This is a genomic window from Kitasatospora sp. NPDC001175 (assembly GCF_053598215.1).
This window is the reverse complement of sequence record NZ_JBSFJU010000011.1, coordinates 33,396-54,224: the sequence shown is the minus strand read 5'-3', so window position 1 is coordinate 54,224 and position 20,829 is coordinate 33,396. Positions and strand designations below refer to the sequence as shown.

Below are 20,829 nucleotides of genomic sequence, written 5' to 3'. Positions count from 1 at the left end.
GATGGTGGGGTGCGAAAGATCACGCTGGAGCCGCGTCAGGAGGACTCGCTCATCGCCGCCGCCGGGCTGCTGGCCGGCGTGGTGCTGACGGCGTTCGACGCGTACGACCACACCGGCGTCCCGCCCGGGGTGAACCTGGTGCCGCTGGCGGCGATGTCCGGTCTCGAACTGCTGCGGCGCACCCGCCCGTGGTGGACGGTGGGCCTCGGCGCACTGCTCTTCACCGCGAACGTCCTCGCCGGGTCGAACATGGCCACGGTGGTCATGTACACCGATCTGCTCTACGCGGCCACGCTCTACGGCAGCCGCCGGATGGCCACCGTGCTGCACCTGAGCGGTGCCGGGGTGACGGTGGTGCTGTCCAGCCTGGTGCTCTGGTACGGCTCGGTGGGGCAGGCGCTGCTGGTGGCGGGATTCGCCGGGCTGGTCTTCATCGCCCCGGTGTGGACCGCCGACATCCTGCGCGAGCACCGGGACCGCGCCGACACCGAGCGCCTGCGGGCCGAACAGACCGCGCTGCTCGCCGAGTTGGACCGGCGCGAGGCGGTCGTCGCGGAACGCTCGCGGATGGCACGCGAGTTGCACGACGTGGTGGCCAACCACCTGTCCGCGATCGCGATCCACGCCACCGGCGCCCAGTCGTTGGCGCGTCGCCAGCAGCGTCCGTCGGACGACCCGTTGCTCGCGGCGATGGCGGTGATCCGGGAGAACAGTGTCCAGGGCCTGGCCGAGATGCGCCGGATGATCGGCCTGCTCCGGGAGGAGGACCAGGGCTCGTACGAGGCGCCCAGGCTGGATGCGCTGGACTCCCTGCTGACGCACGCGCGGGCGACGGGCGGGGACGGCGGGCTGGTCTTCGAACTGAGCGAGGACGGCGAGCGCGGCGAACTGCCCGCCCCCGTCGAGCTGGCGGCCTACCGGATCGTCCAGGAGTCGCTCACCAACGCGCTCAAGCACGCCGCCCCCGGCACCGTCCGGCTCAGCGTGGCCTACCGGCCCGAGCAGCTGGAGATCGTCGCCGACAGCCCGTATCGGGACGGCGGGCGGCCCGCCGCGCCGGGGGCCAAGGCCGGCCTGGTCGGGATGGGCGAACGCGCCGGGCTGCTCGGCGGCAGTCTGGAGGCCGGACCGGTGAGCGGTCCCGACGGCGGGCGATGGCAGGTGCGGGCGGTACTGCCCAGGGAACCCAAGGGTGAGGAGGGGTCGTGACGATCCGGGTGCTGGTGGCCGAGGACCAGGCTGCGGTGCGGGCCGCGCTGGTGATGATCCTGCGGGCCGACCCCGGCCTCGAGGTGGTCGGCGAGGCCCGTGACGGCGAGCAGGCGGTCCGGCTGGCGCTGGAACTGCGGCCGGACGTGGTGCTGATGGACGTGCAGATGCCCAGGCTGGACGGGGTCTCGGCGACCCGGCAGGTGGTCGCGGCCGGCGCGGCGCAGGTGTTGGTGCTCACCACCTTCGACCTGGACGAGTACGTCTACGGTGCGCTGCGGGCGGGCGCCGCCGGGTTCCTGCTCAAGGACCTGGAGGCGGACACCCTGGTCGAGGGCATCCGTACGGTCGCGCGGGGGGACGGCATGCTCGCACCCTCCGTCACCCGCCGCCTGATCGGTACCTTCGCCCGCCCCGACCGACCCGATCAGCCCCGGGCGAAGGCCGCCGTCGAGGGGCTGACGCCGCGCGAGCGCGAGGTGCTGTGCTGTCTCGGTGCCGGGCTCTCCAACGGTGAGATCGCCGTGCGGTTGGCGATGGCGGAGGCGACCACCAAGACCCATGTCAGCCGGATCCTGGCCAAGCTGGAACTGCGCAGCCGGGTCCAGGCGGCCATCCTGGCCCAGGACTTGGGGCTCGTCATGGAGTAGCCGAGCGGCGACGGGATCCGCCGGTCTAGTCGAGGTGGAGCGCCTTGCGGGCGGCGGGGACGTCGGCGGGCCAGACCATCAGGCGCAGCCCTTCGCTGGTGCGCGCCAGGGTGTACCTGATCCCGGCGGACCTTAGCAGCGCGGCCAGTTGACGGGCCTCGGCCTGGTCGCCCGGGGAGGCCACGGGTACCAGCAGGCCGTACTCCTCGGGCTTGCCGCTGCGCGGCGGGCGGGCCACCAGGGACTTGCCCGAGCCGTAGGTCCAGCGCAGCAGCAGGACCAGAACACCGAGCACCGCGAAGGAGATCAGCATCAACGTCAGGGTGCGCACGGTTCAACCTCCCAGCGGTCGGGCGCAGATCACACCGCACAAGTTCACCACGGAGCGTCCCGGGGCATTAGAGTCCGGCGCGTGAGTGAGTGAAGCGGGCGGCACCATCGAGGGACGCGCGTTTCGCGAAGAGACTGCCGAGCGATGCTGGGCAGCACATGAGCGGTGCGGCCCGCGGGGAGGCGACCCCTGCCCTGAGCCGCCATCAGACCGGCACTCGGGAGACAGCCAATGAGCAACGCATCCACCCAGCAGATCGCCGTGATCGGCGCCGGACTGATGGGCGCAGGCATCGCCCAGGTCTCGGCGCAGGCCGGTCACCCGGTGGTGCTGCGGGATGTGACGGACGCCGCGCTGCAGCGTGGTCTGGACGGCATCCGCGCCTCGTACGACAAGTTCGTCGCCAAGGGCCGGATGACGGCCGAGGAGGCGGAGGCGGCGCTCGGCCGGATCACCACCACCACCGACCTGGGTGCGGTCACCGAGGCCGACATCGTGATCGAGGCGGTGTTCGAGCAGCTGGAGGTCAAGGAGGGCGTCTTCCGCGAGCTCGACAAGCTGGCCAAGGACGGCGCGGTGCTGGCCTCCAACACCTCGGCCATCCCGATCACCCGGATCGCCGCCGCGACCTCGCGTCCGGAGAGCGTGGTCGGCGTGCACTTCTTCTCGCCGGTGCCGCTGATGAAGCTGGTCGAGCTGGTTCGCGGCTACAAGACCAGCGACCAGACGCTGGCCACCGCCCGCGCCTACGCCGAGGGCGTCGGCAAGGAGGTCGTGGTGGTCAACCGCGACGTGGCCGGCTTCGTCACCACCCGCCTGATCACCGCCCTGGTCGTCGAGGCCGCCAAGCTGTACGAGTCGGGCGTGGCGACCGCCGAGGACATCGACACCGCCTGCCGCCTCGGCTTCGGTCACCCGATGGGCCCGCTGCAGACGGCCGACCTGACCGGTGTCGACATCCTGCTGCACGCCGCGCAGAACATCTACGCCGAGACCAAGGACGAGAAGTTCGCCGCTCCCGAGGTGATGGCCCGCATGGTGACCGCCGGGGATCTCGGCCGGAAGAGTGGCCGCGGTTTCTACGGGTACGAGAAGTAGGACGGGAAGCAAGCGGGAAACAGGCCGGAGAACAGGCTGATCGGCCGTCCTGCGGCAGGGGCACTGGGTGAGTTTGCTCACGCCTCTGCCGCAGACGGGTGATTTGGGCGGTAATCGAGCGTGGGCGTGGGGTCCGACTGCGTATATTCCCTCGGACGAGTGAAGTTGCTTCAGATCTGACAGTGACCAGCAACCTGCACAGCGGCTTCACCGTCAGATGAGGGGGAGTGCAGGCGTGGCCCCCGGAGCACGGCGCGACCGAGGCGTCGGTCCGGGACGGAGCCCCGGCAGCCCTCACCGGCAGAGCGGAGGATGAGAGCGTGCGCATCACCGGCGACCACGGCGGTCTGGCCATTGAGGGCCGCCTCGACGTCCGCAGCGCCGCCGATGCCCGGGTCCGGCTGCACCAGGCGGTGGACGGCGGACAGGGCGACCTGGTGCTCGACCTGTCCGGCCTGGAGTCCTGGGACGCCACCGGTCTGGGCGTGATCATGGGCACGCACCGGCGGGCCGGGCGGCTGGGGCGCAGGCTGGTCCTGCGGGCCGTACCGGCGCAGCTGCAGCGGCTGCTGGTGGCCACCCGCCTGCACCGCATCCTGGCCGTCGAGGGCACCGTCGCCGACGCGTACGGAACCAGCCTCCCCGCGCTCGGCGTCACCCAGCCGAACCCGCTGGTCGCGCCCTACCTCTGAGGGCGTTTCGCGGACGGTGCCGGGCCAGGCGGTGCCAACCTTCCTGGGCGCGCCCAGGAAGGCTCGCCCTGGGCTGCGATCGGGCGGACGAGTGTGGAAAAGTCTGCTCAGGAGTTGACGGCAGAGCAGGGGCGGAGCGGAACACGTGGTACAGCCATCCGGAGACCTCCGGCAGGACGGACTGCGGCCCAGGACCGGTGAGGTGGTCTCCGGCAGTCTGCTGCTGACCATCGGCGGGCCGGACGGCTCGGAGGCCCGGCCGTGCCCGGAGGACTGGCGTCCCTCCCCGCGCCGCCGGGGTGGCGCGGGGGCACCGGCCGGCGCGCAGAGGTTCGGCCGCGCTTCGGCCGAGGCGCCGCTGCTGGACCGGGAGACCGAGGTCGCGGAGCTGCTGCGGCTGCTCTCCGAGGGACGGTCGGTGCGCCTGGTCGGCCAGCCGGGTTCCGGCCGGAGCGCCCTGCTGGCGGCCGTCGGCGACGCGGCCGCCGACATCGCGCCGGACGGTGTGGTCCGGCTGAGCGGCTACCGCAGGACGGCTCAGGACCTGCTCCAGGACCTCTTCGCCGCCACCCACCACAACCCCGGCTACCGACCGGACCGCCACCAGCTGCCCGCGCTGCTGGCACCGGTCGGCGCGATCGTCGTGATCGACGACGTGGAGCCGTCCGGCGAGGAGCTGGAGGAGCTGCTCGCCACCGCGCCCGACTGCGCCTTCCTGATCACCGTCGCCCCGGACAGCCCGCCACCGGTGCCCGGTTCCCGGCTGGAGGACCGCCCGGTGGCCGGGCTCTCGCGGCCCGCCTGCCTGGGGCTGGTGGCCCGGCTCGCGGGGCGGCCGCTGGAGGAGCACGAGCGGTCCTGGGTGGTCGACCTCTGGTTCGAGTCGGAGGGCCTGCCGCTGCGCTTCGTCCAGGCGGCCGCGCTGCTGCGCCGGCGCGACGCGGAGGTCGACGGGCTGGTCGCGGCCCGGCAGGAGCGGCACAGCGTCTTCGGGCTGGTGAACGAGCTACCCGAACCGGAGGACCCGGCCGAACTGGAGAGCGAGCTGCGCCGTACCGTCCGGCTGCCCTCGGTCGCGGAGAGCGCCTCGCCCGCGGTACGGCTGGCGGAGGGGCTGAGCGAGTCCGCGCAGGCGGTGCTGCGGCTGGCGGTGGCGTTCGGCGGCGAGCTGCCGACGGCGCCGCACCTGCCCGCGCTGATCGACGAGGACCTGGGCGAGAGCGTCCTGCGGGAGCTGGCCGACTGCGGTCTCTCGGTCCCGATCGGCGGGCACCACCGGCTCTCCTCCGGCGTACTCGACCTGCTGGCGCCGCACTGGGCGCCCGGGACGGTCGCGCACGGTGCGGCCCGGCACTTCTCCTGGTGGGTCGGGCACGGCTCGGTGGACCTCGGACAGATCGCCGCCGAGGCCGAGGTGGTGATCGGCGCACTGCTCGCCGACCGGGCCGCGGGCCGGTGGCAGGAGGTGCTGCAGCTCGCCAGGGCGGCGGCCCCGGCCCTCGCCCTGGCGCTGCGCTGGGGAGCGTGGGAGCGGGTCCTGGAGCTCGGTCTGGAGGCCGCGCAGTCGCTCGGCTCGACCGTGGACCAGGCCCACTTCCGCCAGGAGCTGGGTGTGCTGGCGTTCTGCGAGGGGGCGCCGGAGCGGGCGCGGGCCGAGCTGGAGACGGCCGTGACGCTGCGGGCGGCCTCCGGCGAGGCGCGCGGGAGCGCGGCGGCCCGGCGGATGCTCGACCTGATGCGGGCGCAGACCGTACAGCTGCCGGTGGTCGAGAGCGCGCCCGAGGCCGATGGCCGGCGCCCCGGGATCCGGGTGATCGCGGTCCCGCGGCGGTTCCGGAACGCCCGGGTGCCCGAGCGCACCCGGCGGGCCGTCCTGGCCGTCGGTACGGCGGTGCTGGCGCTCTCCGTCCTCGGTACGGCGGTCGGGCTCAGCCTGGCCGGCTCCCACTCGGACCGGACCAGGACGGTGCAGCCGGGCGGCTCGCTGGAGGAGACCCCGCTCACCGACAACCTGCCCACGGCCGGGAGCACCACGGCCGGTCCCCACCCGTCGGCTCCGGCCGGAGGCCGGGCCCCGGCGGGCGGTACGGCGGTTCCCGGGCCGGGTGGGACCGGGGCGGCCGGGACGAAGGGCGGCGCTACGGGCCACGGCGGCAGCCACCGGCCCACGGGCGGGGACGGGCCAGGCACGTCGGCCACGGACCCGTCCTCGGGGGAGACCTGGGGACCCTCGCCCACCCACCGGCCGGGCGGCGGTGGCACGCCGTCGCCGACCGGCGGCCCGTCGACGGGCCCCTCGCCGGACCACTCGCCGGACCCGGGGCCGTCCAAGAGCACGTCCGCGCCGCCGACGACTGATCCCTCTCCCACGAAGTCGCAGACCGATCCGCCGAGTTCGGCTCCGTCGACGCCGAAGACCAGCGGCTCGGCCTCCGGGACCCCCTGAGCCAACCGCACCCGGGGCGGCGCGTGATGGGCCCGCCCCGGGTGCAGGGCCTTTTGGACACCTCCAGGGGCCGGGCGGGCCCGGGCTCACCGGGCGCGCGCCCTGCCCTGCTCTCCTCGGCGCCGCCTCGGAGGGCGCGGGCCGAGAGCGACCGGCGACAGGGCGCGCGACGCCGCTCCCTGTCGCCGGCCGGTCTCAGAAGAGCTTGAGCTTGTCGTCGTCGATGCCGCGCAGCTCGTCGTAGTCCAGGACGACGCAGCCGATGCCGCGGTCGGTGGCCAGGACGCGGGCCTGGGGCTTGATCTCCTGGGCGGCGAAGATCCCCTTCACCGGGGCGAGCAGCGGGTCGCGGTTGAGCAGCTCCAGGTAGCGGGTCAGCTGCTCGACACCGTCGATCTCTCCGCGCCGCTTGATCTCGATGGCGACCGTGGTGCCGTCGGCGTCGCGGCAGAGGATGTCGACCGGGCCGATGGCGGTCGGGTACTCGCGGCGGATCAGCGACCAGCCGGCGCCGAGCACCTCCATCCGGTCGGCCAACAGCTCCTGGAGGTGGGCCTCGACGCCGTCCTTGACCAGACCGGGGTCGACCCCGAGCTCGTGCGAGGAGTCGTGCAGCACCTCCTCCAGGCTGATGATCAGCTTCTCGCCGGCCTTGTTGGTGACCGTCCAGGTACCGTCGGCCTCCTTGAGGCTGCAGGGCGGCGACATCCAGTTGAGCGGCTTGTAGGCGCGGTCGTCGGCGTGGACGCTGACGCTGCCGTCGGCCTTGACCAGGATCAGCCGGGTGGCGGACGGGAGATGGGCGGAGAGCCGACCGGCATAGTCGACTGAGCAACGGGCAATTACGAGACGCACGGTCCACCACGCTAGCCCACCGGGGCCAGTTGAAGCGATTCCGCGACGGCAGGGTGAAGAAACCCCGGACACGGCGAACCATGGAGTCCGGCACCCGCGCGCCGGCGCACACCGCACACGCCCTCCGCTGCCAGGGGCCACTCGACGGGGACGGAGACGTGAGATGAACGGTCCGACGGAATCCGGCCAATCTGGTCTTCCGGGCGGTTAATCCGGTGCAATGCGCCGGATTCGCCAGCCGCGCTGACAATCGCCTGTCACTCTGTGGTGAGCGGTCGTCGCTCGACCCGGTGGCCGCCGGACCGTCCGCCGTCCCGGGGGCCGTCCGGCCCGTCGGGGCGCGGCGCACACCGTCGCGGGCCCGGCCGTGTGCCGGTTCGCACGTCACTCAAGCGTCACCCCAGCGTCAAAGCCCCAAGCGTCACAGCAGCGTTCATGCGTAAGCCCGTCCGAGGACCGGGCAGGGCACAAGGCACCGTGCGCGATCCTGCGCCATCGGGCATCAGCCGAGCACGGCACGGCACCATCCGCACCAACCGCACGACCACCGCGGCGGCCGCGTCGCGGTGGACCGCGAGAGGAGAACCCATGTCGCTCGACGTCTCACCGGCCCTGCTGGAGAAGGCCGAGAGAGGAGAGGTCGACGAGCGGGAGTTCGTGGACTGCGTCCGCGTCTCCCTGCCGTACGCCTGGGAGCTGATCAGCTCCCTGGTCGCCCAGGTCCAGGTCGACGGCACCGACTTCGCCGACAACCAGGTACCGCCGCCCAGCGAGCGGGAGCGGGGCCAGCTGCTGCGGGCGATGGCCAGTGACGCGATCCGGGGCTCGCTGGAGCGCCACTTCGGTGTCCGGCTGGCGTTCCAGAACTGCCACCGGGTCGCGGTCTTCACCTCGTCCGAGGCGAACGAGGAGCGCCACCGGCGCTTCACCTCGATCCGGGCCCAGCTGCTCAACCAGTCGCCGGAGCTGCGGGACTGCTGAACGGAGCCTCCGGGGGCGCGGGGAGCCGTACGGCAGACCCCGTGCGCAGGTGCGGGGCCGACCGCGCGGCTGCCGCGCCCCCGGTGCTGCAGTGCCGGGCAACCCGGCTCTCCCGCAAGGGAGCTGCCGGGTGCCGGGCTCAACTCAGCTGCGGCAGTACCTCGGCGCCGAGGCGGGCGATGTTGTTCAGGGTCGCCGCACGGTCGCCCGAGCCCTCGGCGAGCAGGGCGAAGCGCCGGATACCGGTGCGTTCGGCAGTGGCCAGCAGCCGGTCCGCGCAGTGCCCGGGCGTGCCCACCGCGTGCAGGTCGCAGAGGAGTTCGGTGTACGCGTGCGGATCGCGCATCCGCCGTTCGCGGCCGTCCACCGTGCGGTGCGCGCCGAGCCCGTACTCGAACCAGCCGGGCATCGACCTCAGCAGGCCGTCGCGGGCGGTCGCGATGCGGTCCTCGATCTGCACCACGCCGACCGCGACATGCTCCCGCTCGACCCGGGCCAGCTGCTCCTCGCCGCGGCCGCAGGCCCGCCAGGCGGTCCGGTAGGCGGCCAGCATCTGCTGCTTGTCCTCGTCGCCGGAGTGCATGCCGAGCAGAATCGGCAGGCCCCGTTCGGCGGCCGTCCGCACGCCGGTGGGGGAGGTGCAGGCGGCGATCACCGGTGGGCCGCCCTGCGGCTGGTCACCGGGCTGGGAGCCGCCGGTCATGCCGTCCCGGCGCTGGCGGGGGAAGCGCAGCAGCGTGCCCGTCCCCGGGTCCACGCCGAGCCAGTCGGCGAGGTCGGGCACCCGGGCGGCCGTGCCCGGTGCGGGCTCGGCGGCCCTGGGCACCACGGCCACCTCGGGGAAGCGGAACTGCGGTCCGTCCGCGCCCACCCGGGCGCCGCGCAGCCAGCGCAGCAACAGGTCGAGCCGCTCGGGGAAGCCCTCCTCGTAGGCGGCCAGCCCGGTGCCGAAGACGTCCAGGTCGATCCAGGGGCCGCCGCGGCCGACCCCAAGGGTGAACCGGCCGTCCGAGACCAGGTGCAGCAGTGCGGCCCGCTCGCCCAGTGCCACCGGGTGCGTGGTGGAGAGCACGCTGACCGCCGTCCCGACGCCGATCCGGCGGGTACGGCCGAGCAGCATCGCCGCGAGCGTCGCCGCGTCGGGGCAGACGCCGTACGGCACGAAGTGGTGCTCCGCCAGCCAGACGCTGTCCAGGCCCGCGCGTTCGGCGGCGACCGCGCTGTGCACGGTGCGTTCCAGCGCCTCGGCGTGGCTCTGTCCGGGGAACTGGGCCGAGAGCTGGAAGGTGCCGACCCGGATCGCGTCGACGGCCGCCGGGTGCCCGTCGGAGGGCTCGGGGAGCGGACTGCGGGACGAGCCGGCCGCCGGGTGGGGGTCAGCCGGCGGGTGCGTGCCGGGGAGCGGGCTGGTCATGGTCATCGGGTGCCTCCTCGGGGGCCGCAGGGTGTGCGAGCCCCGCGTTGTCCCCCTGTGAGTAACCGATGTCATGTGCCAATGGCACGCCGGTCTCCGAATTTCGCCAGGGAACGGGTGGATCTCGAGGGAAACGCCGAAGTGCCCGTCCCCGCCGTGATAGTGGCGTAACCGACGGTATTCGGAGGCTGCGGCCGCGCCGTACCCTGGAAGACCGCAGAAAGCCCCGAAGACCCCGCGCCGCCGAGAGGTAGTTGACGTGTCGCCTCGCCGTAACCGGATCCCCAGCAGCCGGAGCAGGAGTGCCGCCGAGGAACTGCCGCCGTCCGCGCCGCTCGGGGGTTCGCTGCGGCGGACGGAGACCTTCCAGGGTGAGGAGTGGGTGGTGCAGGTGGTCGCCGGGACGGCGGGGCGGTACTACCGCTGCCCGGGGTGCGACCAGGAGATCCCGCCGGGCGTCGGCCATGTCGTCGCCTGGCCGGGCCACGGTGCCGGGGTGGACGACCGGAGGCACTGGCACCGGGCCTGCTGGAACGCCCGTGAACGGCGGACCGCCAACCTCCAGCGGGGGCGGGGGGCTCCGCGGTACTGAGGCGGTGCGGCCCCGAAGGCTTCAGTGTGTCGCGGCTCTTGGACGGGCCACCCGGCGCCACGGTCCGGTCCTGCGGCATCGCGGCGACCTCGGCCGCGAACAGGTGGAGCACCGGGTTCCTTTCGCGGTCACCCCGGGCTTCACCCGCAGCGGCCCGGCCGCGAGGCCGAGGGGCCCCTCGGCACCAGGGGAGGAAGTCACAAGGGTGCGTTGGTCGCGGCTACTCGGCGCGCCGCTCTACGGTGGCGGTATGACGTTCCCCAGCACACCGGCGTTCCGCGAGAACGGCACCGGCACCCCGCTCGTCCTGCTGCACGCCTTCCCGCTCTCGGCCCGGATGTGGGAGGCCCAACTGGAACTGCTCCCCGGCCCGAGCGGGGACCGGGCCAGGGTGCTGACGATGGACCAGCGGGGCTTCGGCGGGGCGGAGTTGGGCGATCAGGAGCCGTCGATCGACCTGATCGCCGACGACGTCGCCCGGCTGCTGGACGCCGTGGGGACCGACCGGGCTGTGATCGGGGGCCTGTCCATGGGCGGGTACGTGGCGATGGCCTTCGCCCGCCGCCACGGCGACCGCCTGTCCGGGCTGCTGCTCGCCGACACCAAGGCCACCGTCGACACCGAGCAGGCCCGGGCCAACCGGGAGCGGATCGCGCAGGCCGTACTGGCCCGCGACAGCGTGCGGCTGCTCGCCGAGGAGAAGATCGAGGAGGGGCTGCTCGGGCCCGGAGCCGATCCCGAACTGGTCGCCCGGGTAAGGCAGATGGTCGCCGAGTCGGCGCCGCGGGCGGTGGCCTGGGCGCAGCGCGCGATGGCCGCGAGGGAGGACTCGCTCGACATCCTCGCCTCGGTCACCGTTCCGGCGGCCGTCATCGTCGGCGAGTTCGACGCCCTCGCGCCGCTGTCCGAGGCGCGGCTGATGGCCGACACGCTCCCGGACGCCCAGCTCACGGTCATCCCGAGCGTCGGGCACCTCAGCTCGCTGGAGGCGCCGGAGACCTTCAACGCGGCGGTACGGGGGCTGCTCCGGCGCGTGGGCCACTGACGTCCGCCGGGCGTCCGGGAGCCGTGGCAGTGGCCCCTGGGGGTGCTGTGCGGCGCCCGGCGCGGAGCCGGATCCTCCGGCCGGGGGCTCCTTCGGTTGGAGGGCCCGGCCACCACGGCGAAGCGGCCCCGGCCGGATCGGCGGGGCCGCTTGCGGGACCTGAGGTCAGCGGGACTGCTGGGCCGGGACGCCGAGGGTGTCGTCACCCGGGACGCCGGCGGCCGCGACGGCGGCACCGGTGAGGGTGGCGAGCATCTCGCGGACATTGGTGAGCTGGGCGTTGATGGAGTCACGGCGGTTGGTCAGGGCCGCCAGCTCGCGCTCGGATTCGCTGCGGATCCGGTCGGCCTTGGCATTGGCGTCGGCCACGATGTCCTCGGACTGGCGCTGCGCCGTCTCGACGGTCTGGCGGGCCCTGCGCTCGGCGTCGGTACGGAGCTTCTCGGCCTCCAGGCGGAGCTGCTCGGCCCGGTGCTCGATCTCGGCGAGTCGCTTCTCGGCCTTGGCCTGCCGGGCGGCGAGGTCGCGCTCGGACTGCTCACGCCGCTTGGCCAGGTTGGTCTCGAACTCCAGCGCGGCCTGGGCGGCCTTGGTGCGGGTCTCCTCGAAGAGGGCGTCCGCCTCCTCGCGCTTGTTCTGGGCGTCCTTGTTGGCCTCGGCGCGCAGCTGGGCGGCGTCGCCCTTGGCCTTGTCGACGATCCGCATGCCCTCGTCCTCGGCCTTGGCCCTGCGGTCCTTCGCGTAGTTCTCCGCCTCGGTGCGGACCTGCTGGGCGGCGGCCTCGGCCAGCTCACGGTGCTGCTCGGCGGCGCGGTGCGCCTCCTCGCGCAGGTCCTTGGCCTCCTCCTCGGCGAGCCGGAGGATCTTCTCCACCCGGGCGCCGAGACCGGCGTACGAGGGCTCGGCCTCCGCCACCGCGGCCTGGGCGGTCTGGGTCTCCAGGTGCAGTTCCTCGATCCGCTTCTCGAGGGCGCTGATCCGGGCCAATGCACTGTCACGGTCGGCCACCAGCTTGGTGATCCGCTCGTCGACCTGGGCACGCTCGTACCCACGACGCACCAGGTCGAAGCCGTGAGGGGAGTGACTGTCGCTCATGGGACTTAGGACTTCCTGTCGTCGGACCGCTGAGGTGTTCCGGGGAATCCTGACACGTTACCGGAGTGTCATCCGCGGAATGCCGAACCTTCGCGGACAATGTCCGCTCAATCGGGTGGTGCGCTTCCGGAGCGATTGCCACCCGATCGGGGAGCACCCACTCCTGCCCTCGTCTTCGAGCCGCCCTCGCGGCCGGAGGACCCGGACTTCTTGCTGTTCGATCCCCCGTTGGCCTTCTCCTGCGGCGCAGGTGTCGGTGCCTCAAACGCCTCCAGGGCCGACAGCACGTCCTGCACCCTGGAGATCTCGGTGTTGATGTCCTTGCGGCGGCGGACCAGTTCCTCCAACTCCCGCCGGCCCTGGTCGGTCACGCGCGTGGCCTCGGCCTTGGCCTCGGCGAGCAGCCGCTCGGCCTCCTCCTTGGCCAGCCGCAGCTGCTCGTCGGCGCTCTCGTCGGCACGGCGCAGCCGCTTCTCGGCCTCGTCGGCCGCCGCCTCGATCTGCTCCTCCGCCTCGTCCTGGGCGGCCTTGAGCCTGGTCTCCGCCTCGGTGCGCAGCTCCTCGGCCTTGGCGGTGGAGTCGGCGAGCTTCTGCTCCGCCTCCTTGAGCAGGCCCTCCGCCTTGCGTACGGCGGAGATCCGGACCTTGCTGGCCTCCGCGGACGCCTCCGAGGTGAGCTCGGTCGCGCGCTCCTGGGCCGCCGTGACCAGCGCGGTCGCACGCTCCTCGGCCTCGGCCACGGTGGCGACGGCCTGCTCCTCGGCCTCGGTCAGCTGCTCCTGGGCCGCCGTCACCAGCGCGTCGACCCGCTCGCCGGCCGACTTCATGGCCTGCGCGTTCTCCTTGCGGGCCCGCTCGTGCAGCGCCTCGATCTCGGCGTCGGTGCGCTCGCGCAGCTCCTCCGCACGCTCGCGGATCGCGGTGGAGTCCCGGCGGGCCTCGGACAGCAGCGCGTCGGCGTCCGAGCGCGCCCGCTCCACCTCGGCCTGCCCGGCCGCCTCACCGGCCGCGACCAGCCGGTCGGCCTCCTTGCGGGCGGCGGCGACCATCGCGTCCGCCTGCTCCTCGGCGGCGGCGGTGGTGGCCAGGGCGGTCGTCTGGGCGTCCTCGGCCAGCGCCTCGGCGTCCGCGAAGGCCTTCTCCAGCACCGACGTGGCCTTCTCGCGGGTCGTCCTGTCGTAGGACTCGGCGGCCTCGCGGGTCTCCGCGTCGTAGGCGTCCGCCCGGCCCCGGGTCGCCGCCTCGTACTCCTCGGCGAGGGTGCGGGTGGCGAGTGCGTACTCCTCGGCCTCGGTACGCAGCGCGGCGGTGAACTCCTCGGCCTCCGCCAGGGTGGCCGCCGCCTGCTCCTCGGCCTCGGCGACGGTCTGCCGGGCCTGGGCCTCGGCCTCCGCCCGGTGCTGCTCGGCCCAGTCGTGGGCGCTCTGCCGCTCGGCCTCCGCCTCGGCGCGCAGCTGCTCCTCATAGGCATGCGCCTCGGCCCGCTGCTGCGAGATCTCGGCGGCCGCGACCTCGCGGAGGTCGGCCAGCTCGGCGGCGGTCCGCGCACGCAGTTCGGCGGTCTCGGCGTCGGTCTGCTCGCGCAGTTCGGTGGTGTCGTGCTCCGCGGCGGCACGCTGCTCGGCGGTCTCGCGGTCGGCGGTGGCACGCAGTTCACGGTCGTAGGCCTCGGCCTGCTCGCGCTGCTCGGCGGTCTCGCGGTCGGCGGTGGCACGCAGTTCGCGGTCGTAGGCCTCGGCCTGCTCGCGCTGCTCGGCGGTCTCGCGGTCGGCGGTGGCGCGCAGTTCTGCGATCTGCTGGGCGGCGGCCTCGTGCAGTCCGGCGACGGACCGGCGGACCTCGGATGCCTCGTCCTCGGCCGCGCCGACCAGTTCGGCGGCCCGGCGCTCGGCGGCGGTGATCGCCTGCTCGGCCTCGGCGGCGGCCTTGGCGGCCGTCTCCTCGGCCTCGGTGGCGGCCAGTTCGCGCAGTTCGGCGGTCTCGCGGTCGGCGGTGGCACGCAGTTCGCGGTCGTAGGCCTCGGCCTGCTCGCGCTGCTCGGAGGTCTCCCGCTCCGCGGTGGCGCGCAGTTCGGCGAGCTCGGCCTCGGCCTGCTCGCGCAGTTCCCCCGCCTCGCGGCGGAGTTCGGCGGCGTGCTGCCGGGCACCGGCCAGTTCCTCGGCGCCCTCGGCGCGCAGCGCCTCGGCAGCGGTCTCGGCCTCCGTGCGGATGGTCCGGGCGGCGGTCTCGGCCTCGGCCAGCCGCTCGCCGGCCTCGGTACGGGCGGCGGCCAACGCCTGCTCGGCCTCCGTGCGCAGTTCGGCGGCGGCCTGCTCGGCGGTCTCCCGTGCACTGCGGGCGGCGGCGAGCTGTTCGGCGGTCTCCTCGCGCTCGCGCTCCAGCCCGTCGGCGGCCTCCTCGTAGGCCCGGCGGCTCTCCTCGCGCAGGGTGTTCGCGGCGGTCTCGGCCTCGCCGCGTTCCCGCTTGGCCCACTCCTCGGCCGTGGTGCGGTGTGCCTGCGCCCACCCCTCGGCGGCGGTGCGGTGGGCCTGGACCCAGTTCTCGGCCTCGGAGCGCTGAGCCTGCGCCCAGTCCTCGGCCTCCGCGCGCATCGCCTCGGCGGCGTGCGCGGCCTCGGCCCGGACGGCCTTGGCGGCACGGGCGCTGTCGGCGCGCAGTTCGGCGGCGGCCCGCTCGGTCTCGACCCGTACCGTCTCGGCGTGGTGCGCGGCGTCGGTGCGCAGCGCCTCGGCGGCGGCGACGGCCTCGGTCCGGAGCTTCTCGGCCGCGCTGGTGGCCTCGGCGCGGACCCGCTGGTCGTACTCGGCGGCCTCGCGGCGCAGTTCCGCGGTCTCCCGCTCGGCGGCGGCGCGGTTCTCGGCGGCAGCGGCCTTCGCGGCGGCGACGGCCTCCTGGTGGTGCTGTTCGGCGGCGGCGGCCAGCTTGGCGGCCTCGGTACGGGCCCGGGCGAGGGTCTGCTCGGCGCGGCCCTGCATCTCGACGGCCTGGGCCTTGGCCTGCTCGCGGATCTTCTCGACCTCGCCGGCGGCTCCGCCGCGCAGCTCGTCGGCGTCGGCCTTGGCCTTGGTGAGGAGCTCCTCGGCCTGCCTGGCGGACTCCTCGATCTGCACCACCGCCTGGCGGCGGGCGTCATTGCGGACCCGCTCGGCCTCGGCGGCGGCCTGGGCGCGCAACTCCTCGGCCCCGGCCCGCAGGCGGGCGGCCTCGTCGTGCATCCGCTCCATCTCGCGGCGGATTCCGGCGGCGTCGTCCAGGGCGGCGTTCTGGGCCTGCTCGACGGCGGCCTTGGCCTGCTCGCGGAGCAGCTCGACCTCGGCGGCGGCCTCGGTCCGGATCCGCTCGGCCTCGGCGGCGGCCTTCTCGACCGTGGTACTGGCGTCCGAGGAGGCGCCGGAGAGCATCTCCTCGGCCTGCTTGGCGGCCCTGGCCAGCTGGGTGGTGGCGTCCTTGGCGGCCTCGGCGCGGCCCTGCTCCACGGCCTCGGCCCGCAGCGCCTCGGCGGCGGTCTCGGCCTGGGCCCGCAGGTCGGCGAGCTCGCGTTCGGTCTCGGCGCGCAGTTCGGCGATGGCGGCCTCGGCCTCGGCCCGCAGCTGGGTCGCGACGGACTCGGCGGCGCCGCGCAGGCGCTCGCTCTCCTCGGCGGCGGCGGCCTTGGCGGCCTCGGCCTGGGCGGTGGCGTTGGCGGCCTCGGCCTTGATCAGCTCGGCCTCGCGGGTGGCGGCGGCCACCATGCGGGAGATCTCGGCCTTGGCGGTCTGGGCGCGCTGCTCGCTGGCGGCCTCGCCGTCGGCCACCTTCTGCTCGACGGCGGCGGCCGCCTCCGCCTGCAGCCGGCTGGCGGCGGCCTCGGCCTGGGCGTGCAGCTCGACGGCCTCCTTGCGGGCCCGCTCGGCCTCGGCCAGCGCCTCGGCGCGCAGCCGCTCTATCTCCGCCTGGGCCTGGGTGAGGGCGGCCTCGGCCCGCTCCTGGTCGGCGGTGGCGCGCCGCTTGAGCTCGTCGATCTCGGCGCGGGCGGTGGCCAGCTGCTTCTCAGCCTGGCTGGCGGCGCTGTCGCGCAGCTCCTCGGCCTGGGCGCTGGCCTGCTGGGCCTGCTCGGAGGCGGCGCGCAGCAGGCGCTCGGCGTCGCTCTGGGCGCGCAGCAGTGCGGCCTCGGCGGCGGCCTTGGCCTCGCCCCGGGCGGCGTCGACGTCGGCGGCGGTCCGGGCGCGGGCCTGGTCGGCGAGGGCGGTGGCCTCGGCGCGGGCGGCGGCGATCAGCCGGTCGGCCTCGCCGCGGGCCTCCTGGAGCAGGCGCTTGGCCTCCTGCTCGGTGCCGGCCCGGGTCTGCTCGGCCCAGTTGACGTTCTCGCTGACGTGCCGTTCGGCGCTGCGGCGGAGCTCCGCGAGCTCCTCGTCGAGCTGGCGGCGGCGGGCCGCGAGCTCGGCTTCGAGCCGGGCGGTGCGCTCGGCGGCCTCGGCCATCAGGCGCTGGGTGGCCGCCTGCGACTCGCGCAGCTGGCGCTCCGCGTCCGCGCGCAGCGCTTGTGCCTGCATCTCCGCGTTCTGCAGGATCTGCTCGGCCTGTCCCGAGACGGCGTCGAAGGCGCGCGGCTGGGCGAGCTGCCGCCGGCACTCGTGCAGCTTGGCCCGGAGCACCTCCACCTGGTAGGCGAGATCCTCGGCATGCTGGATGGACTTGTCCCGCTCCTTGCGAGTCCGCTCCATCTCGGCCTCGAACTGGGAGAGGTGATCGTCACCCTCGTAGCGGTCGTTGCCCCGCACTCCGCGGTCCATCCGTCCCCTGGTCGCGTCCTCGACCCGGCCGGCCCCGGCCCCTCTGTTGTCGGGGCCGGACCAACTGGTCCTTGCAGCCGCGGCGGGTGCCGCGGTCGGAGTCTCTCGGCAGGTGGGTACGCGGATCTCCGCGCTCCGCCGTCCGGGTGGACTCCTGAGCGAACTCTTGCCTAGTGGAGAATGGTGACAGATCCGGACTGCGACTGTTCAGCCCGTGCCCGCGTAGTGGACTCCCCGACAACAGGACCAGCCGTCAGCTGCTCGGCTTCTCCCGCCTTTGGCCGTGCTCTGCGGACCGGTCCTCCCCGGAGCCTCAGTGCACCTGGGCATTGTAGTGTGCGCGGCTCCGGGGGGAACGGGTGCATGGGTCCTTTCCGAGGTTACTGACGAGTCGTTCAGTGTTCGGTGTGCTCCGAGGGCTGTGCGGAGGTGACCAGCTCGGTCAGGACGCCGTGGCAGTCCTTGGGGTGCAGGAAGGTGATCCGGGAGTCCATCGAGCCCCGGCGCGGCTCCTGGTACAGCACCCGGACGCCCTTCTCCCTGATCGCGGCCGCGTCGCCGTCCACGTCGGCGGTGCCGAAGGCGATGTGGTGCACGCCCTCGCCGTTCTTGGCAAGCCACTTGGCGACCGTGGAGTCCTCCCGGGTGGGCTCCAGCAGCTGGAGGTAGGAGGCGCCGCCGTCGTCCGTCTCGTTGATCTTGAGCATGGCCTCGCGCACCCCCTGCTCCTCGTTGACCTCGCTGTGGAACACCTCGAAGCCGTAGGTGTTGCGGTAGAACTCGACGGTCTTGTCCAGGTCGAAGCAGGCGATGCCGATGTGGTCGATACGGGTCAGCACGGCGGGTCCTCCAGGGCGGTCGCGGTCAGGTGGGCACCAGTGCAGCGCATCGGGGTTCGGCGGCGCCAGAGCCGCCCGTGCGAGTCTGCTCACACTGTGTTGCGCTGCGGGGCCCACCGCGCCGCGCCCGAGGTCGCACCGAGTCACGCGCCGGGCGCGCACCGGAAAAACTTCACCCCGGCGCGTGCTGACACGGTGTTGACTGGGTAGTGCCAGTGCTGCTGATCACACCTTCGCTGCGGTGACGCACGGGTTACGGGTCAGTACATTGAGCGGCATCCCCACACGCCCCCAGCCTCCGGCCGGGGGGATCCCACCTGGCCTTGACGCGCGAAGGGGCTCGTCTCATGACTACTTCAGTGATCGTCGCCGGTGCTCGGACCCCGATGGGCCGCCTGCTCGGCTCGCTCAAGGGCTTCTCCGGAGCGGACCTCGGCGGCTTCGCCATCAAGGCGGCCGTGGAGCGGGCGGGCATCGCCGCCGAGCAGGTGCAGTACGTCATCATGGGCCAGGTGCTGCAGGCCGGGGCGGGCCAGATCCCGGCCCGGCAGGCGGCGGTCAAGGCCGGTATCCCGATGAACGTGCCGGCCTTGACGATCAACAAGGTCTGCCTCTCCGGCCTGGACGCCATCGCGCTGGCCGACCAGCTGATCCGCGCCGGCGAGTTCGACATCGTGGTGGCCGGCGGACAGGAGTCGATGACCAACGCCCCGCACCTGCTGCCGAAGTCCCGCGAGGGCTACAAGTACGGCTCGATCGAGATGCTCGACGCGATGGCCTACGACGGCCTCACCGACGCGTACGAGAACATCCCGATGGGCGAGTCGACCGAGAAGCACAACACCCGGCTGGGGATCGGCCGCGAGGTCCAGGACCGGATCGCCGCGCTCTCCCACCAGCGGGCCGCCGCCGCCCAGAAGAACGGAGTCTTCGAGGCCGAGATCGTCCCGGTCGAGATCCCGCAGCGCAAGGGTGAGCCGGTCCTCTTCAGCCAGGACGAGGGCATCCGCGCCGACACCACCGTGGAGAGCCTGGCCAAGCTGCGCCCGGCGTTCCCGGGTGGTGCCCCCGACGGGGCCGGCACCATCACCGCCGGCACCTCCTCGCAGATCTCCGACGGTGCCGCCGCGGTGGTCGTGATGAGCAAGGCCAAGGCCGAGGAGCTCGGCCTGACCTGGCTGGCCGAGATCGGTGCGCACGGCAACGTGGCCGGCCCGGACAACTCGCTGCAGTCGCAGCCGTCCAACGCCATCGAGCACGCGGTGGCCAAGGAGGGCATCACGGTCGAGGACCTCGACCTGATCGAGATCAACGAGGCGTTCGCGGCCGTCGCCCACCAGTCGATGAAGGACCTCGGCGTCACCGAGGAGAAGGTCAACGTCAACGGCGGTGCGATCGCGCTGGGCCACCCGATCGGGATGTCCGGTGCCCGGATCGTGCTGCACCTGGCGCTCGAGCTGCAGCGCCGCGGTGGCGGCGTGGGCGCGGCGGCGCTCTGCGGCGGCGGCGGGCAGGGCGACGCCCTGATCGTCCGGGTCCCGCAGGCCTGACCGGACGGCACAACGTCTGACACGGCGTCGGGGCTGTCGGCCGCCACCAGCGGCCGGCGGCCCCTCCCGTCTGCGGTCCGCCCGCCGGGGCGGAGCCGCGGCCGGGCTCTTGAGCGAGGAGCGGACTGAACATGGTCGATGTGCCGACGTTGGTCGAGCAGGCGCGGCAGGGCCGGCCGCGCGCCGTCGCCCGGCTGATCACGCTGGTGGAGAACGCTGCTCCCCAGCTGCGCGAGGCGATGGCCGCGCTTGCCCCGTACACCGGGCGGGCGTACACGGTCGGGCTGACCGGCTCGCCCGGGGTGGGCAAGTCCACCTCCACCTCCGCGCTGGTCACCGCCTACCGGCGGCTCGGCAAGCGGGTCGGGGTGCTCGCCGTCGACCCCTCCTCGCCGTTCTCCGGCGGGGCGCTGCTCGGCGACCGGGTACGGATGCAGGAGCACGCCACCGACCCCGAGGTGTTCATCCGCTCGATGGCCACCAGGGGCCACCTCGGCGGGCTCTCCTGGGCCGCGCCGCAGGCCCTGCGGGTGCTGGACGGCGCCGGGTGCGAGGTCATCCTGGTGGAGACCGTCGGCGTCGGGCAGTCCGAGGTGGAGATCGCCGCGCAGGCGGACACCTCGGTGGTACTGCTGGCCCCCGGCATGGGCGACGGGATCCAGGCCGCCAAGGCCGGGATCCTGGAGATCGGCGACGTCTTCGTGGTCAACAAGGCCGACCGGGACGGTGCGGACGCCACCGCGCGCGAGCTCAACCACATGCTCGGCCTCGGCGAGGCACGCGAGCCCGGTGACTGGCGGCCGCCGATCGTCAAGACCGTCGCGGCGCGCGGCGAGGGCATGGACGAGGTCGTCGAGGCACTGGAGAAGCATCGGGCCTGGCTGGCCGAGACCGGCGAGCTCGCCGTCCGGCGGCGCCGCCGGGCTGCGGACGAGATCGAGGCCATCGCGCTCGCCGCCCTCCGGTCCCGGATCGGCGATCTGCACGGCGACCGGCACCTGGGGGCGCTCGCGGAACGCGTCGCCGCGGGCGAGCTCGATCCGTACGGCGCGGCGGACCAGCTCGTCGCGGACCTGACGGGGGCGTAGGGCCGGCGGGGCGAGCCTCCTGGGGAGGAACCCCGCCCAGGGCCTTCAGCGGTGTGAATCCTCACCGAGAGGTGTGAACCCTTTCGGCTTTCCCGAGGAGGAGTTCACCGCGCCCCCGGAGCGTGCCCGAGTGCGTCGGGGCGGGTTGGCGCCGGTCCGGAGCGCTGACGGG

At 73.8% G+C, this 20,829-nt stretch carries 16 protein-coding genes; 10 read left to right on the top strand and 6 right to left on the bottom strand.

Features of this window, described 5'->3' with window-relative positions:
* Nucleotides 1-9: 9 nt before the first annotated feature.
* Both ACWDAK_RS10970 and ACWDAK_RS10965 read left to right on the top strand, forming a co-directional pair.
* Nucleotides 10-1,209 carry a sensor histidine kinase gene (locus ACWDAK_RS10970; RefSeq protein WP_344639470.1) on the top strand — a complete coding sequence of 400 codons (1,200 nt, stop codon included), beginning with the start codon at nucleotides 10-12 and terminating at the stop codon, nucleotides 1,207-1,209.
* Nucleotides 1,206-1,859, top strand: a complete 654-nt coding sequence (locus tag ACWDAK_RS10965; RefSeq protein WP_344639471.1) for a response regulator transcription factor — start codon at nucleotides 1,206-1,208, stop codon at nucleotides 1,857-1,859. Before ACWDAK_RS10970 ends, ACWDAK_RS10965 begins: the two co-directional genes overlap by 4 nt.
* 25 nt (nucleotides 1,860-1,884) lie before the next feature.
* On the opposite strand, the gene ACWDAK_RS10960 is transcribed toward ACWDAK_RS10965, so the two are convergent.
* Nucleotides 1,885-2,190, bottom strand: a complete 306-nt coding sequence (locus ACWDAK_RS10960; protein ID WP_344639472.1) for a hypothetical protein — start codon at nucleotides 2,188-2,190, stop codon at nucleotides 1,885-1,887.
* A 231-nt stretch (nucleotides 2,191-2,421) separates the two neighbouring features.
* On the opposite strand from ACWDAK_RS10960, the gene ACWDAK_RS10955 reads away from it, so the two are divergent.
* The 3 genes from ACWDAK_RS10955 to ACWDAK_RS10945 all read left to right on the top strand — a co-directional run bounded on the left by ACWDAK_RS10955 (nucleotide 2,422) and on the right by ACWDAK_RS10945 (nucleotide 6,426).
* On the top strand, nucleotides 2,422-3,288 hold the full coding sequence (locus ACWDAK_RS10955) for a 3-hydroxyacyl-CoA dehydrogenase family protein (protein ID WP_344639473.1): 867 nt from the start codon (nucleotides 2,422-2,424) through the stop codon (nucleotides 3,286-3,288).
* Between the two features lie 320 nt (nucleotides 3,289-3,608).
* A complete protein-coding gene (locus tag ACWDAK_RS10950) occupies nucleotides 3,609-3,980 on the top strand; it encodes an STAS domain-containing protein (protein ID WP_344639474.1) in 372 nt (123 codons plus the stop codon).
* A 145-nt stretch (nucleotides 3,981-4,125) separates the two neighbouring features.
* Nucleotides 4,126-6,426, top strand: coding sequence for an ATP-binding protein (locus tag ACWDAK_RS10945; RefSeq protein WP_427393792.1), 2,301 nt, complete (start codon nucleotides 4,126-4,128; stop codon nucleotides 6,424-6,426).
* A gap of 195 nt (nucleotides 6,427-6,621) precedes the next feature.
* Here ACWDAK_RS10945 and nucS read toward each other — a convergent pair whose 3' ends face one another.
* Nucleotides 6,622-7,281, bottom strand: a complete 660-nt coding sequence (gene nucS / locus ACWDAK_RS10940; protein ID WP_344639476.1) for an endonuclease NucS — start codon at nucleotides 7,279-7,281, stop codon at nucleotides 6,622-6,624.
* 588 nt (nucleotides 7,282-7,869) lie between these two features.
* Between nucS and ACWDAK_RS10935 the strand changes: the two genes are divergently transcribed.
* Nucleotides 7,870-8,262 (top strand): SCO5389 family protein, encoded by a 393-nt coding sequence (locus ACWDAK_RS10935; RefSeq protein ID WP_344639477.1) that lies wholly within the window; start codon nucleotides 7,870-7,872, stop codon nucleotides 8,260-8,262.
* A 139-nt stretch (nucleotides 8,263-8,401) separates the two neighbouring features.
* Here the strand turns inward: ACWDAK_RS10935 and ACWDAK_RS10930 are convergent, their stop codons facing one another.
* A complete protein-coding gene (locus ACWDAK_RS10930; RefSeq protein WP_427393806.1) occupies nucleotides 8,402-9,562 on the bottom strand; it encodes an LLM class flavin-dependent oxidoreductase in 1,161 nt (386 codons plus the stop codon).
* A gap of 373 nt (nucleotides 9,563-9,935) precedes the next feature.
* Here ACWDAK_RS10930 and ACWDAK_RS10925 point away from each other — a divergent pair, with 373 nt between their 5' ends.
* Together ACWDAK_RS10925 and ACWDAK_RS10920 are read left to right on the top strand one after the other, a co-directional pair.
* Nucleotides 9,936-10,268, top strand: a complete 333-nt coding sequence (locus ACWDAK_RS10925; protein ID WP_425557802.1) for an ATP/GTP-binding protein — start codon at nucleotides 9,936-9,938, stop codon at nucleotides 10,266-10,268.
* Between the two features lie 250 nt (nucleotides 10,269-10,518).
* Nucleotides 10,519-11,313, top strand: coding sequence for an alpha/beta fold hydrolase (locus ACWDAK_RS10920; protein ID WP_344639478.1), 795 nt, complete (start codon nucleotides 10,519-10,521; stop codon nucleotides 11,311-11,313).
* A gap of 165 nt (nucleotides 11,314-11,478) precedes the next feature.
* Here the strand turns inward: ACWDAK_RS10920 and ACWDAK_RS10915 are convergent, their stop codons facing one another.
* From ACWDAK_RS10915 to mce, 3 genes are all read right to left on the bottom strand, one after another.
* Nucleotides 11,479-12,408, bottom strand: a complete 930-nt coding sequence (locus ACWDAK_RS10915; RefSeq protein WP_344639479.1) for a coiled-coil domain-containing protein — start codon at nucleotides 12,406-12,408, stop codon at nucleotides 11,479-11,481.
* Between the two features lie 107 nt (nucleotides 12,409-12,515).
* Entirely contained in the window at nucleotides 12,516-17,180 is a 4,665-nt protein-coding gene (locus ACWDAK_RS10910; RefSeq protein WP_427393791.1) for a hypothetical protein, read from the bottom strand.
* 395 nt (nucleotides 17,181-17,575) lie between these two features.
* The gene (gene mce / locus ACWDAK_RS10905; protein WP_427393790.1) at nucleotides 17,576-18,019 is read right to left on the bottom strand and encodes a methylmalonyl-CoA epimerase; all 444 of its coding nucleotides are present in this window, start codon (nucleotides 18,017-18,019) and stop codon (nucleotides 17,576-17,578) included.
* 347 nt (nucleotides 18,020-18,366) lie between these two features.
* On the opposite strand from mce, the gene ACWDAK_RS10900 reads away from it, so the two are divergent.
* Nucleotides 18,367-19,569, top strand: coding sequence for an acetyl-CoA C-acetyltransferase (locus tag ACWDAK_RS10900; RefSeq protein WP_344639482.1), 1,203 nt, complete (start codon nucleotides 18,367-18,369; stop codon nucleotides 19,567-19,569).
* Between the two features lie 131 nt (nucleotides 19,570-19,700).
* Entirely contained in the window at nucleotides 19,701-20,657 is a 957-nt protein-coding gene (gene meaB, locus ACWDAK_RS10895) for a methylmalonyl Co-A mutase-associated GTPase MeaB (protein WP_344639483.1), read from the top strand.
* Nucleotides 20,658-20,829: the final 172 nt, after the last annotated feature.

Bases quoted from the DNA above. Each gene is read 5' to 3' on its own strand.
- ACWDAK_RS10920 (WP_344639478.1), top strand. From the start codon at position 10,519: ATGACGTTCCCCAGCACACCGGCGTTCCGCGAGAACGGCACCGGCACC.
- ACWDAK_RS10910 (WP_427393791.1), bottom strand. From the start codon at position 17,180: ATGGACCGCGGAGTGCGGGGCAACGACCGCTACGAGGGTGACGATCAC.
- ACWDAK_RS10955 (WP_344639473.1), top strand. From the start codon at position 2,422: ATGAGCAACGCATCCACCCAGCAGATCGCCGTGATCGGCGCCGGACTG.
- ACWDAK_RS10915 (WP_344639479.1), bottom strand. From the start codon at position 12,408: ATGAGCGACAGTCACTCCCCTCACGGCTTCGACCTGGTGCGTCGTGGG.
- meaB (WP_344639483.1), top strand. From the start codon at position 19,701: ATGGTCGATGTGCCGACGTTGGTCGAGCAGGCGCGGCAGGGCCGGCCG.
- ACWDAK_RS10935 (WP_344639477.1), top strand. From the start codon at position 7,870: ATGTCGCTCGACGTCTCACCGGCCCTGCTGGAGAAGGCCGAGAGAGGA.
- ACWDAK_RS10900 (WP_344639482.1), top strand. From the start codon at position 18,367: ATGACTACTTCAGTGATCGTCGCCGGTGCTCGGACCCCGATGGGCCGC.